At 68.6% G+C, this 14,561-nt stretch carries 19 protein-coding genes; 11 read left to right on the top strand and 8 right to left on the bottom strand.

Going from position 1 to position 14,561, the window contains the following annotated elements:
• Nucleotides 1-805: 805 nt before the first annotated feature.
• Both ABGB18_RS29235 and ABGB18_RS29230 read left to right on the top strand, forming a co-directional pair.
• On the top strand, nt 806-3,328 hold the full coding sequence (locus tag ABGB18_RS29235) for a M4 family metallopeptidase (RefSeq protein WP_347698836.1): 2,523 nt from the start codon (nt 806-808) through the stop codon (nt 3,326-3,328).
• A 90-nt stretch (nt 3,329-3,418) separates the two neighbouring features.
• Nucleotides 3,419-3,772, top strand: a complete 354-nt coding sequence (locus tag ABGB18_RS29230; RefSeq protein ID WP_347698835.1) for a hypothetical protein — start codon at nt 3,419-3,421, stop codon at nt 3,770-3,772.
• Nucleotides 3,773-4,415: 643 nt separating this feature from the next.
• Here ABGB18_RS29230 and ABGB18_RS29225 read toward each other — a convergent pair.
• Nucleotides 4,416-4,592, bottom strand: a complete 177-nt coding sequence (locus ABGB18_RS29225; RefSeq protein ID WP_347698834.1) for a hypothetical protein — start codon at nt 4,590-4,592, stop codon at nt 4,416-4,418.
• 324 nt (nt 4,593-4,916) lie between these two features.
• Here ABGB18_RS29225 and ABGB18_RS29220 point away from each other — a divergent pair, with 324 nt between their 5' ends.
• Nucleotides 4,917-5,273, top strand: a complete 357-nt coding sequence (locus ABGB18_RS29220) for a helix-turn-helix transcriptional regulator (RefSeq protein ID WP_347698833.1) — start codon at nt 4,917-4,919, stop codon at nt 5,271-5,273.
• A 27-nt stretch (nt 5,274-5,300) separates the two neighbouring features.
• Here the strand turns inward: ABGB18_RS29220 and ABGB18_RS29215 are convergent, their stop codons facing one another.
• The 4 genes from ABGB18_RS29215 to ABGB18_RS29200 form a co-directional block, all read right to left on the bottom strand.
• Nucleotides 5,301-5,891 carry an ATP-dependent Clp protease proteolytic subunit gene (locus ABGB18_RS29215; RefSeq protein WP_347698832.1) on the bottom strand — a complete coding sequence of 197 codons (591 nt, stop codon included), beginning with the start codon at nt 5,889-5,891 and terminating at the stop codon, nt 5,301-5,303.
• Complete coding sequence (locus tag ABGB18_RS29210; protein WP_347698831.1) at nt 5,888-6,514, bottom strand: ATP-dependent Clp protease proteolytic subunit; 627 nt, start codon at nt 6,512-6,514, stop codon at nt 5,888-5,890. The genes ABGB18_RS29215 and ABGB18_RS29210 overlap by 4 nt, the downstream gene beginning before the upstream one ends.
• A gap of 474 nt (nt 6,515-6,988) precedes the next feature.
• Nucleotides 6,989-7,216: a 30S ribosomal protein S18 gene (rpsR, locus tag ABGB18_RS29205; RefSeq protein ID WP_347698830.1), complete on the bottom strand. Its 228-nt coding sequence runs from the start codon at nt 7,214-7,216 to the stop codon at nt 6,989-6,991.
• Nucleotides 7,213-8,352, bottom strand: a complete 1,140-nt coding sequence (locus ABGB18_RS29200) for a GTP-binding protein (protein ID WP_347698829.1) — start codon at nt 8,350-8,352, stop codon at nt 7,213-7,215. The genes rpsR and ABGB18_RS29200 overlap by 4 nt, the downstream gene beginning before the upstream one ends.
• A 73-nt stretch (nt 8,353-8,425) precedes the next feature.
• Between ABGB18_RS29200 and rpmG the strand changes: the two genes are divergently transcribed.
• The 7 genes from rpmG to ABGB18_RS29165 all read left to right on the top strand — a co-directional run bounded on the left by rpmG (nt 8,426) and on the right by ABGB18_RS29165 (nt 10,572).
• Complete coding sequence (rpmG, locus tag ABGB18_RS29195; protein WP_138671857.1) at nt 8,426-8,590, top strand: 50S ribosomal protein L33; 165 nt, start codon at nt 8,426-8,428, stop codon at nt 8,588-8,590.
• Nucleotides 8,587-8,832, top strand: a complete 246-nt coding sequence (locus tag ABGB18_RS29190; RefSeq protein WP_347698828.1) for a type B 50S ribosomal protein L31 — start codon at nt 8,587-8,589, stop codon at nt 8,830-8,832. Before rpmG ends, ABGB18_RS29190 begins: the two co-directional genes overlap by 4 nt.
• On the top strand, nt 8,832-9,068 hold the full coding sequence (rpmB, locus tag ABGB18_RS29185) for a 50S ribosomal protein L28 (protein WP_347698827.1): 237 nt from the start codon (nt 8,832-8,834) through the stop codon (nt 9,066-9,068). Before ABGB18_RS29190 ends, rpmB begins: the two co-directional genes overlap by 1 nt.
• Nucleotides 9,068-9,367 (top strand): 30S ribosomal protein S14, encoded by a 300-nt coding sequence (rpsN, locus tag ABGB18_RS29180; RefSeq protein ID WP_347698826.1) that lies wholly within the window; start codon nt 9,068-9,070, stop codon nt 9,365-9,367. The genes rpmB and rpsN overlap by 1 nt, the downstream gene beginning before the upstream one ends.
• A 2-nt stretch (nt 9,368-9,369) precedes the next feature.
• Nucleotides 9,370-9,537: a 50S ribosomal protein L32 gene (rpmF, locus tag ABGB18_RS29175; protein ID WP_347698825.1), complete on the top strand. Its 168-nt coding sequence runs from the start codon at nt 9,370-9,372 to the stop codon at nt 9,535-9,537.
• 196 nt (nt 9,538-9,733) lie between these two features.
• Complete coding sequence (locus ABGB18_RS29170; protein WP_347698824.1) at nt 9,734-10,084, top strand: PadR family transcriptional regulator; 351 nt, start codon at nt 9,734-9,736, stop codon at nt 10,082-10,084.
• Between the two features lie 2 nt (nt 10,085-10,086).
• The gene (locus tag ABGB18_RS29165; RefSeq protein ID WP_347698823.1) at nt 10,087-10,572 is read left to right on the top strand and encodes a hypothetical protein; all 486 of its coding nucleotides are present in this window, start codon (nt 10,087-10,089) and stop codon (nt 10,570-10,572) included.
• A 166-nt stretch (nt 10,573-10,738) separates the two neighbouring features.
• Here ABGB18_RS29165 and ABGB18_RS29160 read toward each other — a convergent pair whose 3' ends face one another.
• Nucleotides 10,739-10,978, bottom strand: a complete 240-nt coding sequence (locus ABGB18_RS29160; protein WP_347698822.1) for a hypothetical protein — start codon at nt 10,976-10,978, stop codon at nt 10,739-10,741.
• A gap of 187 nt (nt 10,979-11,165) precedes the next feature.
• On the opposite strand from ABGB18_RS29160, the gene ABGB18_RS29155 reads away from it, so the two are divergent.
• Nucleotides 11,166-12,149 (top strand): CapA family protein, encoded by a 984-nt coding sequence (locus ABGB18_RS29155; protein ID WP_347698821.1) that lies wholly within the window; start codon nt 11,166-11,168, stop codon nt 12,147-12,149.
• A gap of 204 nt (nt 12,150-12,353) precedes the next feature.
• Here the strand turns inward: ABGB18_RS29155 and ABGB18_RS29150 are convergent, their stop codons facing one another.
• Nucleotides 12,354-13,712, bottom strand: coding sequence for a GH1 family beta-glucosidase (locus ABGB18_RS29150; RefSeq protein ID WP_347698820.1), 1,359 nt, complete (start codon nt 13,710-13,712; stop codon nt 12,354-12,356).
• On the bottom strand, nt 13,709-14,560 hold the full coding sequence (locus tag ABGB18_RS29145; protein ID WP_347698819.1) for a carbohydrate ABC transporter permease: 852 nt from the start codon (nt 14,558-14,560) through the stop codon (nt 13,709-13,711). Before ABGB18_RS29145 ends, ABGB18_RS29150 begins: the two co-directional genes overlap by 4 nt.
• Nucleotide 14,561 lies beyond the last annotated feature (1 nt).

Genomic DNA, 14,561 nt, shown 5'->3' with positions numbered 1-14,561 from the left:
GTGAGCACGGATGGTCGCACATCCGCTTCTATCGAGGGCTCCATGCTCTTGTCAGGCGATCGACGACACCTCCACATCCATGGTCATCCGATCGCTATCACCCGGTTTGCCTGCTGAGAAAACTTCAATGCATGACGCACAATTGGCTCAGACCCCGCTTAGTGAAACATCGGGGAAACAAACGTAGTCATCTACGACGCCTCCCAGATCGCTCCCGGTAACAAATGTGTGAGAGGTTGAGTCAAGTGGGGCGCCGGGAGCCCAGGATGGCAGAATTCGGTATCATAAGTGGACGGTCGGGATCTGCGGCAAATCGATAAGAGTGCACGGGGGGTGCAGAACTCACATGATTCAGCAGGCCGAGATCAAGTAAGAGCGTAAGAATCCGTCCCCGGCTTGGCGCGGCCGCCGCGATCGGCCGCGCAGGGGACAAGGTGGCGACAGGCGCTCCCACCTGCGACGCACCAAACTAACGCGACCATCGGGAGCCGTCACAGGCGCCCCAGTCCGACGAATGCCCGCCCGGCGTGGATTTGACACAAGCAGTGAGTCGGCGGTCGCGTGAAATTGTGCCAACCGTTGCGGAAATCCTCATCACCGCCGCAGCGACTGGCTGAAGTCGTAAGTCATCACCCAGCTACGGGTTCGGAATGATCGAAGATCCGTGAGCCAGATCACGTTGGTTTCTGTAATCTAGGTCACATTTGGAGGACTAGTGTCCTGGTGTCGTATCGCCATCACACTTTCCGCGTTATTACTGCCCCTGGCCTTACCCGGAGTCGCATCCGCCGAGCCCCCGCCGCACGTGGAGCCGCGATCCGGCACCCGCGCGCCCGCCGAGGTCAGCGGTCTGGACGAGCCCGCCGCCTCGGCCGACATCGTCAAGGCCGCCAAGGATCACCTGGCCGGCGCGCGCTACCACCTCGATCCGGCCGATCTGACGCTCGTACAGACCGTCGCCGACGGGCAGGACGAGACGGTCAGGCTGGCCCAGCGCCACAGGAACCTGCCCGTGTTCGGCGCCCAGTACCTCGTTCACTTCCGCAAGGACGGCGACCAGCGCAAGGTGACCGGCGCGGGCGGCCGCTTTCTCACCGACCTCGACGTCAACACCACCCCCAAGATCAGCGTGAGGACAGCGGGCGAGATCGCCCGCAACCTGCTGGTCAAGGACCTCGCGGTACGCCAGAGTGTCACCGTCGCGCCCGGCGGGCTCATCATCGTCCCGCGCGGTAAGGGCCGCCTGGCCTGGCAGGTCACGCTCACCGGCGATGACCCGGCCAAGAAGCGCCCGGTGGTGTTCGACGCGTATGTGGACGCCCACTCCGGCGAGGCGCTGTTCGCGGTGGACCGGCTGCGCTACGAAGGCGCCGTCGAGGGCAGTGGCCGGCTCGTCCGTGGCGACACCGTCCGGCTGCCGGCGTACCAGCGGGCCGACGGCGTCTACGAGCTGCGCGACCGTTCCCGCCCCATGTGGAACGGCACCACGGGCGAGATCGTCACCTACGACGGCGAGGGCGGTGACCTGAGCGAGTACGAGTCCCACGACCCGGCACGCTCGGCCACGCCCGTCTTCGGCCCCGAACACACCGGCAGCGGCGCGGTGGACGCCCATTGGGGCGCGGGCAAGGTGTACGAGTTCTACCGCAGGCTCGGCCGCGAGAGCCTGGACGGCCGGGGCGGGACGATCCAGTCCGTCGTCAACGTCACACAGGGAGGCTGGCCGTTCGACGGCGCCATGTGGGACGGCACCAAGATGGTCTACGGTGGCGGCACCGGCGACAGCCCCTCCTTCGCCTCCAGCCTCGACATCGTCGGCCATGAGATGACCCACGGCGTCATTCAGCACAGCGCCAACCTGGTCTACTTGGGCCAGTCCGGCGCGATGAACGAGGCCCTGGCCGACTACTTCGGCAACGCCATCCAGGTGGACGCCTTCGGCATCCCGATGACCGATCCGGACGCGAGCCTGCTGGGCGAGGACCGCTGTAGGCCCCAGCCGCCGTCCGAGTGCGCCGACCGCGACTTGGACGACGACAGGAACACGGCCGAGGACTACCTCGGCACCACCACGGCCATCGACGCCGGCGGCGTGCACCTGAACTCCACGATCTTCTCCGGCGCCCTGTGGGACGTGCGGGAGCGGCTCGGCGCGCGCTTCGACAGGGTCGTCTACAAGGCGCTCACCGAGTACATGACCCCGCTGGACGGCTTCACCGACGGCCGCCGCGCGATCGAGTCCGCCGCCCGCGCCGCCCGGCTGTCCACGCTCGACCGGCACGTGATCGCGTCGGCGTTCGGCCGGCACGGCGTAGCCGCCGGCTGGGAGTCGCTCATCCCGACCGACAGCAGCGTCGTCGTGAACGGCCTGACCACCGCGATCCATCCGCCGGGGCTGGCGCAGGGCCGGTACGTGGCCATGAACGCGGCCTCCAACGGTGACATCCCGTACGCGATCATCACCGGCGAGGTCGGCGGCAGCGCGCCGGTGACGCTGTCGGACACCGGCGTGATCAACGGGTTGCCCGCCACCGATGGGGAGCGCGGCGTGTGGGCGGCGATCGACTTCGCCACCGGCGTCCAGCAGATCCGCTCTCGCCCGCTCGACCTGAGCGCCCCGTCCACCCTGGTGCACGAGACGACGGCGAACGTGCTGTCCACCGCGGTCGGCGGCGACACCGTGGCCTGGACCGCCGTGGATCCCGGCAACGGCGAGATCGAGGTGTGGGTGAAGAAGGGCGGGGCCGACCCGGTCAACCTCACCGCGGAGGACAACGTGCAGGGCGACAGCCCGTCGATCGCCGGAGGACGGCTCGCCTACCTGCGGATCCGTTTCGCCGAGGACGGCCCGCACAGCGCACCGGTCGTCTACGACCTGGCCGGCGGCGAACAGGTCCAACTGCCCGAGGGGCCGTGGATCGGCCGGAGCCCGTTGTATTCGTCGGTCGTCTCGTTGACCTCGAAGCACGTCCTGTGGTTGTACGACGCCGATCTCGACGGGCGGCGGGGCCTCATGCGGGCCAACCTGGACGGCACCGGCCTCACGCCGATCCTGCCCGACGGGCCGGGCGCGCCCGCGGCGTACTTCCTGGACGCCAGCGACGAGACGGCCACGGTCAGTGTCTTCCCCGAGGGCGGCCTGACCAATGAGGGCCTGCCCAAGCTGTTCCAGGTCCCGGTGTCGGGCGGCGCCTTCACGCGCTACTCCTGCAACCGGGGTGAACAGTACCTGTTCTCCTCAGGGACGGGGCCCCAGGTGATCTGGCTGGACGGCACGGCCGGCGACACGGACCTGGTCACTCGCGACGGGCCCGCCGGCACCTGCTGACCGGCCTTCAAGCGCGGGAACGCCCGCCGTGCCCGGTGAGTGCACGGCGGGCGGGTCGCCCGCCGACTTCGGAACGCGAGGGCGACCAGCTTGGAGCCCGGTGACATCATCGGTGCCGACCGAGTCGATGACCGCGTCGGCGTCATCCGGAAGGCGGCCGGGTCGGGCAGGGAGGACGTCATCCGGACGGCGAGCAACCGTCCGGCGGCGGCGGAGCTCAGCCGGTCGTATTGCCCTCCGTGTCGGTTCGACGACCAGCGTCCAGCCGCCGATCGTCCCGGCGGCCAGAGTGGGCAGGATGCCGGGGGTGTCCGCGTTGTACTGCTCGATCTGGGCGTTCTCGAAGCTCATACGCTCCGCCGCGGCGAGGTCGGCCCCGAACGCCCGCGACAGCGATACGAGATCGAGACGAAAAGGCCCGCCGCTAACGTTCGCCGGGTCTGAATCTCCGAACCGGCGCACGGGCGGGGGCGACCCACCGCATGAGCTCAGGCGGTGAACGATGCCCGCCTGCCGGTCGCCGGAGGTGTCTGTTGAACGACGAAACCGACACGGTTGTACTCAACGGGATACAATCTAACGAATATGTCTCATTTGCGGTGTACCTACTGTGGTCAGACGGCGCTGGAGCCTGGGTTCATCCTGGACCAAGGCGATGCTGCCCTGTGGATTCAAGGATGGATCGAACGAGGCATCCTGGGGGCCAAACTGGCCGATCGGTTGAAGTGGACGATAGACGCCTATCGCTGCCGGCATTGCTCCCACGTGGAGTTGTTCGCGGGCCGCCCCTCGTGAGCGGAACTCCTCACCCGCGGGAATGTACGGGGTCCCGGGGCGGGTCTCGTCTGCGGTAGAGCCGTTCGCCGCTGTTCCGGCCGCCCTGGGCAGATGATCACGTCGTGGCGACGACCACGCGTTCAGCGCCGCACGGGAGCGCAATGTGTGGCGAGGGCGTGCGTACCGCCCCATGGGCAGGCCAGCAGGTCAGGATCCCGGCCTGGGCGATGAGTTACAACGCGCACCGCCCGCACCTGCGGCCGTGAACCACATGGAGTCCCACGTCCATACCCCCTGCTTGAATCAGGGTTCAGAGCCAGCCGGCGTCGCGGGAGATACGGATTGCGTCAATGCGGTTGCGGGCGCCGACCTTGTTGATCGCGTTGGAAAGGTAGTTGCCCTCGGGGGTGGTCCACAGCCGCCAGACGTGCTCGGGGGTGGTCGAGTAGGTACGCGTGATCCGCACGCTCTCGTGGGCCAATGTCATGGTTTGCTCCCTTGCAAGTGGGTGATGAGACCCAACCCTGCACCCCGGCAGCCCACGACAAACAGACGCAGATGTCACAAGTCTGGGAGTGACATGGCGTGGTCACCACAGCACGAGACCACGTTTCGAGCGGGACCGGGACGCCCGCCGCCGCGCGCACCGCCCCCGGTGGCCGGCGTCACCGGCCTTACCGAGTGGTCGCCGCCACGGCGACCACTCGTAGAGCGCGCGAGTGCGCCCTGAGGCTGGGCGGAGGAAGCGGCGACGGTTCTGCTCTGCGCGAAGCCGGCAGAACTCGAACGCGCCGTCTACCTATGGTGAAGCATGGCCTCCTCCATCCAGCCTCTACGTCCAGCGATCGATCGGACCGTCCCCAAGCCGTCTCCGGCTCGCGAGCCGCTGTGGCGGCACGTGCTCGGTGAGTGTCTGAGGGGTCTTCGTCACGAGCGGGGCGAGAAGCTGAGCGAGACGGCAAGTCGCGCCGGAGTCTCGCCGCAATATCTCTCCGAGATGGAACGAGGACTGAAAGAGCCGTCGAGCGAAATGATCGCCGCGGTCGCCGGCGCGCTGGATGTGACCCTGGTCGATCTGACCCTCGCCGTCGCCGAGAGCCTGCGGTCCGCTCAGCACAGCGCGTCGAGAGGTGCTACCTGCTCGGCGGCGTATGCTCTGGCCGCATAGCGCGGCTTGCCGGGGTTGCCGACACGCCTACGAGTGCTCCTCGATGATCTGGTCGAGGAGCCCGTACTCCAAGGCCGCGGTCGCGGTAAAGACACGATCGTGATCGGTGTCGGCGCGTAGGGTCTCGATCGTCTGGCCGGTGTGCCGTGACAGTATGCGCTCGATGTCCGCCCGGACACGTACGACCTCGTCGGCTTGCAAGATGAGATCGGGGATCGCACCGCGCCCCTGAGCGGCCGGTTGGTGCAGGATCACTCGTGCGTGGGGGAGAGCGGCACGCTTTCCCTCGGCACCCGCGGCGAGAAGGACGGCACCCACCGCGACGGCCTGTCCAACGCAGGTTGTCGAAACCCGCGGGCGGATGTGGCGCATGGTGTCGTATATCGCGAGCATCGCGCTCGGGTCTCCGCCTTCGCAGTTGATATAGAACTGTATTTCCGCATCCGGGTTGTCCGACTCCAGAAAAATCAGCTGCGCGATGAGCGCGTTCGCGACGCCCGCGTCAATTGCGGTGCCCAGATAGACGATTCGCTCCGTGAGCAGGTGCGAGTAAACATCCATGACCCGTTCGCCACGAGGATTCTGGGCGATGACGTTCGGGATCGTATATGTGGTCACTGGCGGACTCCTTCGGTGACGCCGAAACCGGGCCGTGGGCGATTGTGTGGCGCGATTTCGTCAAAATTCTGCACGATTGAATCAATGAAGCCGTAGTCCAGTGCCTCTTGCGCTGTGTACCAGCGGTCGTGCAGCGAATCCTCGAATATGCGCTCGACGGGCTGACCCGTGTCCTCGGCGATAAGGCCGAGCACCGTGTCGCGAGTATGCCGAAGGTCGCCGGCCTGCAGTTCGATGTCGACTGCGGTGCCACCGATTCCCGCCGAGCCTTGGTGCATCAGAACGCGTGCGTGCGGCAGGGCGCGGCGCTTCCCCCGGGCCCCCGATGACAGCAAGAACTGCCCGGCGCTGTAAGCGATGCCCAGCACGAGGGTCGACACGTCACAGGGAATGATACGAATGATGTCGCGGATCGCGAGCATCGAGGGAACCGAACCGCCCGGGGAGTGAATCCACAATGCGATATCGGTCGACGCGTCCTGCGTGGCGAGTGCCATCAGTTGCGTGGCCAGCAGTGTCCCATTGTCGTCATCGAGAGGGCCGTCGAGAACGAGAACACGCTGCTCGTAGAGCTCACGTCTTACCCGCGTGTTGAACAGTGGAAGTTTTGATTCTTCGCTCATGCGTCCATCATGTGAGGCGATCCGGATCGGCGTCGACACGATCCGCCTGGGGCAGATCTGCTCTGAGCAGAGCGAACTCCTGACCAGGACCGCTCGATTCCCGGACCGGTTCGTAGCATCGCGGTCCGGGAGGTTCGCGGCGAGGGTCGGGCACTCAGGCGAGGGCCGGGAGATGGACAATGCGCTGCCAGGGCAGAACGAAGATCCACCTCACGGGCGGTTAGCCGCCGGTCAGGGTGTGAGCGGGCATTTGACTTGAGTAGCTCTTGATCGACCGCCGGCTGCTCAATGGGCTGACCGCGGCGGGCTGATCGTCGGACGCGCCGCCGGATGATCGCCGAGCTGGGCGCGGGATCTACGGCCACCTGGTGATCCGGCCGCGGAATCTCCGTTCGCGTGCTGGTTGGCCGAGCATCGTGATAGACGCGGTCGCAACCGGCTGGAGAGCGACTCACTTCAGCAGGGTCGGCTTGTTCACGCGCCGGTGCGCGAGGCGTAGGGGAGCAGGGCCATCTCGCGGGCGTTCTTGACGGCCCTGGCGATCTGGCGTTGTTGCTGCACGGTGACGCCGGTGACGCGGCGGCTGCGGATCTTGCCCCGGTCGGAGACGAACGTGCGCAGCAGGGCGGTGTCCTTGTAGTCGATGTGCTCGACGTGCGGCAGCGGGTTGGGCTTCTTGCGCGGGGTGCGGCGGGGCTTCATGCGTTCTCCTTGGCGAGGATGGGTGCGAACGGGTCGTCGTAGCGGCTCCAGACGTCCTGTCCGGCCCGTTCCTCCTCGTCGGTGAGCAGGCAGGAGCCGAGGAGCGTACGGAAGCGGGCGGTGTCGAGGTCGGGGCCGGTGAAGACCAGATGCTGGACCCGGTCGCCGCGCTCGGGGTCCCAGTCCAGGTCGGCGGCCAGGCGGCGGGCCGGGGAGACCAGGTCCCAGGCGGCCTGCGGCAGCGCGGCCAGCCACGGGCCCGCGGCCTCGACCGACACGATGCCGGCGACGGCGTCCCAGGCCAGCAGCTCGTCGGGGCGGTTGGCCAGCCAGAACCGGCCGCGCGAGCGTACGGACTCGGTGACCAGCTCGTCGATGGCCTCGAACAGGCGGGCGGGGTGCAGCGGGCGGCGGCTGTGCCAGACGGCGGTGACGATCTCGTCGGTCCGGGTGTCGCCGGGCAACTGGGCGGTGGCGGGGTCCATGCGCTCGGCCAGCTCGCCGGCGCACACTCGCGCGCCGGTGACCGGGGGCAGGGCGGCGACGGTGTGCACCGGGGTGAAGGGGGCGAGGTGGGCGAGCACCCGCCGTGACAGCTCCTGGTCTTCGGCGTCGCCGCCGTGCAGGACCAGGGCGGTCGGGTATTCGAGCTGGCGGGTCAGGACCTCGGCCAGGTAACGCAGGTCACCGGCGGCGGCGGGCTTGCCGACGTCGCGGAGGCGGTCGCCGCGGGTGAGGTCCTCGGGTAGGGCCGCGGCGTCGAGCGCGGTGAGCACGGCGGCGAGCCGCAGGGTCTCCTGCGCCTCGTCGCAGTCGATGGCCTCGGCCACCGATCGGGGCTCCACCGAGTCCCACAGATCCACGATCAGCAGGGGCGCACCGGGCGCTCGCAGGACGAGCTGGGGGAGCAGGTCCTCGCGGACGGTGCAGGTGACGCAGCCGTGCGCGAGCCGCACGTCGGCGGTGTCGAGCACGCCGGTGCGGTCTCGTACGGTGCGGCGGACGTGGCCGTGGGTGACGTCGGTCAGGTCGTGGTGCAGGGCGACGGAGCCGGGATGTTCGGCGAGCAGCCGATCGACGGCGGCGGTGCGGGCCGTGGCGTGCAGGCCCGCGACGAGGGCGACCGGGGTGGGCAAGGCGCCTCCAGTTGCAGAAATGAAAACCGTTTTCGCTATCATGGCATACGACCGCAAGTGGAAAGGACCTGTTTTGGCCAGAAACGAGGTGCGCCCCGTGATCAAACTCCGGTCGACGGCGGGCACCGGCTACACCTACGTGACCAGGAAGAATCGCCGGAACGACCCCGACAGGCTGACCCTGCGCAAGTACGACCCGACCATCCGCCGGCACGTGCTCTTCCGGGAGGAGCGATGAAGAAGGGCATCCACCCCGACTACCGGCCCGTCGTCTTCCGCGATCCCGGGGCGGACTTCGCCTTCCTCACGCGCTCCACGATCACCAGCGACAAGACGATCGAGTGGGCGGACGGCAACACGTACCCGGTGGTGGACGTCGACGTGTCCTCCGCCAGCCACCCCTTCTACACCGGCCGCAGCCGCGTCCTGGACACCGCCGGCCGCGTCGAGCGGTTCAACCAGCGATACGGAAGGACCTGATGTCCGCGCACTGCCAGCTCACCGGCGTCAAGCCGGTCTTCGGCAACAATGTCTCGCACTCCCACCGCCGCACCCGCCGCCGCTGGGATCCCAATATCCAGCGGCGCCGCTACTGGCTGCCGAGCGAGGGCCGCCACGTCCGGCTCACACTCAGCGCCAGAGCCATCAAGGCCATCGACCGGATCGGCATCGACCAGGCCGTCGCCCAGATCCGCGCACGAGGAGAGAAGATCTGATGGCCAAGAAGAGCAAGATCGCCGCGAACGAGCGGCGCAAGGCCGTGGTCCAGCGCCACGCCGGGCGCCGGGCCGAGCTGAAGGAGATCATCCGCACCGGCACGCCGCAGGAGCGGGCGGAGGCGGTCCGGGCGCTGGCCCGCCAGCCGCGCGACGCCAGCGCCACCCGCATCCGCAACCGCGACTCCGTCGACGGCCGTCCCCGCGGGCACCTCACCAGGTTCGGCCTGTCCCGGGTGCGTTTCCGGGAGATGGCCCACCGCGGCGAGCTGCCCGGCGTCACGAAGGCGAGCTGGTAGCCGTGGCCGTGCCCAAGCGCAGGACCTCGCGCAGCAACACCCGCCACCGCCGCAGCCAGTGGAAGGCCACCCCTCCCGATCTCGTCCCGATCACCGTGAACGGACGCGGGCTCCTCGTGCCCCGCCGCCTCGTCCGCGCCTACCAGCGGGGCCTGATCGCCGTCGAATGAGCCGACCCGGCCACCGGGCTCCTGTCGTGCATGGACCAGCCGGGCGCGGCGGCACGCCAGGATGCCCGGTGCCGGCATCGATCGGCCATGGCGGGCCATTCCGCGCATGCCTCGTACGGGGCCTCGCCCTCGCCTGCGGCAATGCGCCTTACCGTACGGAACGGTTCCGTTTCAGGTCCACCCCCAGGCTCTGACCGTGGGCCGTCAGGTCGTGGGGCGCACGGCGGCGAGGCCGGGACCGTGGTGCCTGCTGCTGGCCCTGTCCGATGGCCCCCTTCACGGGTATGGCGTGATCAAGGCCGTGCGCGAACTGTCGGAAGGCCATGTACGCCTTGGCGCGGGCACGCTCTATGGAGCCCTTGACCGCCTGGCAGAAGGAGGGCTGGCCCGGGTGGCCGGCGAAGAGGTCGTGGATGGCCGGCACCGACGTTATTACGAGCTGACCGGTCAGGGCGCTGAGCTTCTGACGGAGGAGACCGCCCGCCTGGCCCGGCTCACCGCCACCGCACAGCACCGCCTCGGCCTCAGGCTCCAGCCCGGGATGTGACGATGGATGCCTACGAACGCCGCTGCCGGCTCCTCGCACGTGCCTACCCCTTCCGCTACCGGCAGGCGCGCGGCGACGAGTTGGTCGGCACACTGCTTGACTTGGCCGAGCCGGGGCAGGCCGGGCCGAGCCTGCGCGACTCGCTCGACGTCGTATGCGGCGGCATCGCACTGCGCCTGCGCGAACGCCCTCCGTTGCGGCATTGGGCGATGTATCGCATGTTCCACAAGCGTCTTCCCTACGCCTACCGCTGGTGGGCACACGATGACCTGCGCGGTACGTTCTACCTTGCACGGCAATGCGCGGTGTGGCTGCTTCTGACCTCGCCTCTGTGGGTCTGGATCGGTCTCCTGCCCCTCGAATTGGTCCACACGGTGATCGGCTTCACGCTCAGCCGCATGCTCGGCTTTCTCCCGCAGCGAGCCGTGCGCGACAACCAGCTAATAAGGCACGGATTCAACCCGACCGTGCCAGGTGATGTGACATAGGCGTGTGGACCCCTCCGAATGTGCGTGGGCCCCGGGCACCGCGCCTGCCGAAAACTTCGTCCGTGCAGGTCAAGCGGCATGTGAGATGGCGTTCATCCTCGGGGTCCGCGGTGGCCTCGTGGCGACCCGCAGTCCCGAGACCTTCCTGCTTGAGGATCTCGGCTCGTCAGAACCGGAACCGCACGATGCGGGTGGACCGTTTCATGCCCGGCAGCAGGTTCATGAGGCGGTACATGCGGCGTACGTTCGCGGGTGCCTTGGCCATCAGCACCGGTGAGTCGTTCATCGGTGCCTCGTCGACGTATTCGAGCCGCGGGTGCCAGCCGGTCGGCGCGGCCGGGTCGTTGAAGCCGATCAGGGTGTAGTGCTCGCGCGGTGGCAGGAATTGTCGCCGCAGTTCGATCATGGAGGGTAGTCCAGGTCGTACCAGTCCACGGTGGCAGGCGACGTCCGAGTCTCATGTGAGACCCCCGATGTAGTCGTGAATGTCGTGACCGCCGCAGGACTGAGCCGAGCCTCACACCACGTGGCCCAGCACGGCTACGGGACCGCCCGGACGCGTTTGAGGACGTCATCGCGGGCAGGGGAAACTCGTGACTGTCACGCTCGCGCTGGCGGGTGACACGATGCTCGGCCGTGGCGTCGCGGACCTGCTGGCCAAGTCCAACGACCCGGACGCGTACGTCTCGGACGGCGTCCGCGAGTACCTGTCCGAGGCCGATGCCACACTGCTCAACCTTGAGTGCTGCGTCTCCGATCGCGGCAGCCCGTGGTCCGCGCCGGGCAGGATCCTCCACTTCCGCGCCCCGCCGCAGGCCGTCGACCTGCTCGCCGAGCTCGGTGTCACCTGCACCACGCTGGCCAACAACCACGCGCTGGACTACGGCTACGGCGCCCTGCTCGACACCCGGGCCCATCTCGAACATGTGGAGATCCGCGCGGTGGGTGCGGGCGCCACCCTGGACCAGGCGCGCGAGCCGGCCATCCTCACCGTACGGGGGCTGCGCATCGCCGTCATCTCCGTGACCGACCACCCGGAGGAATACGCGGCCGCCCCCGGCCGGCCCGGCGTCGCCTACGCCGACCTGCGCTCCGGCGTCCCGGACTGGCTGACGGACACGGTGGCGAGGATGCGTACGGAAACGGATGTCGTGCTGGTCAGCCCTCATTGGGGTCCCAACATGACGGCCGCGCCGCAGCCGTACATCCGCGCCGCGGCCACGATCCTGGCCGACGCGGGGGCGACGCTGATCGCCGGCCACTCCGCGCACGTCGCGCACGGCGTGGCGCCTCCGGTCCTGTACGACATGGGCGACTTCCTCGACGACTACGGGGTGGACCCGGACCTGCGCAACGACCTGTCGCTGCTGTTCCTGGTGACCGTCGACGAGCTCGGTCCGGTACGGCTGCGCGCCGTGCCGCTCAAACTCGACTGGTGCCGCACCGTCCTGGCCGAAGGCGCGGAGCGCTCCTGGCTCGGCCGGCGTTTCATCAGGGCGTGTGAGGCGCTCGGCACGGCGGCCGTCTTGGAGGACGGCTTGCTCGTCGTGGACCTGCGGGCCAGGAAGGGAGGATGACAAGATCGTGTTGTCCTCAGCGCACGCCTCGTCAGGCGGGGCGCTGGGGTGGGTCGTCGGTGGTCGTCGCGTGTTCGCCGATGAGGGGGACGAACCGGGCGGCTGTCAGGGGCCGCAGTGGTGTGTTCGAACAGGGAGAAGATCAGGCGCGGGAGCACGGCCGATCATCCGAAGGCTTGTGCAGGAGGTCGAGCGCCAGGATCTTCATCCCTGTTTCCCGATGAACTCGCGCAGCCAGTGGAAGCTCGCCTTCTCGGTGCGGGCCTGGGTTCCGTAGTCGACGTGGACGAGTCCGAAACGGGCGGCGTACCCGCGGGCCCACTCGAAGTTGTCCAGCAGCGACCAGCAGAAGTAGCCGCGCACGTCCACACCGTCGTTCATCGCGGCGCGGATGGCGGCCAGGTGTTCGCGCAGGAAGTCGACGCGACCGGTGTCCTCGAGAGTCCCGTCGTCGCCGTAGCCGTTCTCGGTGATGAAGATCGGCGGGAGAGCCGGGTAGCGCCGGAGGCCGAGGAGGGTCTGGTGGAGCCCTTGCGGCTCCATCGGCCAGCCCAGCCCGCTGGTCGCCGCGCCGTCCGGGGTGACGCTGCGCACCCCGAGGTCGAAGGCGGAGCGCAGCGCGGGGTCCGCCTGCTCGTACGGCGCCGCGGCAGCGTGGATGCGGTAGTAGTAGTTGACGCCCAGGAAGTCCAGCGGAGCGCCGATGACCTCCAGGTCGCCCTCGCGGCGGAAGGAGAAGTCGCTGATCGCGCCGAAGGTCTCCAGCATGTCGGACGCGTAGACGCCGAGCAGCAGCGGGTCGGTGAACTGGCGGTTGACCAGCAGGTCCATCTTGCGTGCCGCGTCGGCGTCGGCCGCCGAGCCCGTCGCGGGCACCGTGGGCGACATGTTGAGCGTGATACCGACCTGCTGTCCCGGCCGCGCCCGCGCCCGCAGCCTGGCCGCCGCGAGGCCGTGGCCCACCAACAGGTGGTGGGCGGCGGCCAGCGCGCCGTGACCCTCGCGTGCGCCGGGTGCGTGGCGGCCCTCGGCGTAGCCGACGATGGACGAGCAGTACGGCTCGTTCAGCGTGATCCACTGTGACACCGTGTCGCCCAGCGCCTCGTGCGCGACCTCGGCGTAGTCGGCGAAGCGCTCGGCGGTGTCGCGGTCGCGCCAGCCGCCGCGGTCCTCCAGCGACTGGGGCAGGTCCCAGTGGTAGAGGGTGGCGTACGGCTCGATGCCGCGCTCGCGCAGAGTGTCGGTGAGCCGCCGGTAGAAGTCGAGGCCGCGCTGGTTCACCCGGCCGTCGCCGTCGGGCACGATCCTGGGCCAGGCCAGCGAGAAGCGGTAGGCACCGGTGCCGAGCCGGTCCATCAGCTCCACGTCCTCCTGCCAGCGGTGGTAGTGGTCGCAGGCATGCTCGCCGCTCTGGCCCAGGGCCACCGCGCCGGGGATGCGACAGAACGTGTCCCAGATCGAGGGCCCGCGCCCATCGGCGTCCACGGCGCCCTCGATCTGGTACGCGGCGGTGGCCGTCCCCCACACGAACCCGGGAGGAAAGGCCGTATGTTCCTGGGTCATCCCTTGATCGCTCCTGACATGATTCCCCCAATGATCTGACGGCCCAGCGCGGCGAAGACCGCCACGATCGGCACGATGGCGAGCACGGTGCCGGTGAGCACGAGCGCGTAGTCGGTGGTGTAGCCGCTGGCCAGGCTGGAGAGAGCGACCTGGACGGTCGGGTTCTCCGGTGTGAGGACGACCAGCGGCCAGAAGAAGTCGTTCCAGGCATGCATGAAGGTGAACAGGCCGAGCACGGCGGCGGCCGGGCGGGCGGCCGGCAGCACGACGTGCCAGAACAGCCGGAGCGTGCTGCACCCGTCGATGCGACCGGCCTCCAGCAGCTCGTCGGGGATGGCGCTGGAGAGGTACTGGGTCATGAGGAACACGCCGAACGCGGTGACGAGGCCGGGCACGATCACCGCCTCGATCCTGCCGGTCCAGCCGAACTCCGCCATGAGGATGAACAGCGGGATGATGCCGAGCTGCTGCGGCACGGTGGTGGTGGCGATGGCCAGGAGGAGCAGTACGTTGCGCCCGCGGAAGCGCAGCTTGGCGAAGGCGAAGCCGGCCAGCGTGGAGAACAGCACGACCGAGATCGTGACCGAGCCTGACACGAGGACGGAGTTGAGCATCGCCTGACCGAACGGGGTGGTGTCGAAGACCCGGGCGATGTTCTCGAACAGGTGGCCGCCGGGGGTGAGAACCGGCGGCACGCTGGCGATGGCGTCGTTGTCATGGGAGGCCACGGCCAGCGACCAGTAGATGGGGAACAGCGAGCCGAGCAGCACGGCGACGAGCGCGGCGTAGGTCCAGAACCCTGCCCCCTGGGGGTTCAGGCGGCGTCGGACCGCTGTGACGGTTGCCATG

Origin of the sequence: Nonomuraea sp. B12E4 (genome assembly GCF_039871825.1) — a bacterium.
Lineage (GTDB): Bacteria > Actinomycetota > Actinomycetes > Streptosporangiales > Streptosporangiaceae > Nonomuraea.
Note: the sequence above shows the minus strand (reverse complement) of the source record. Positions and strands in the feature narration are given on the sequence as shown.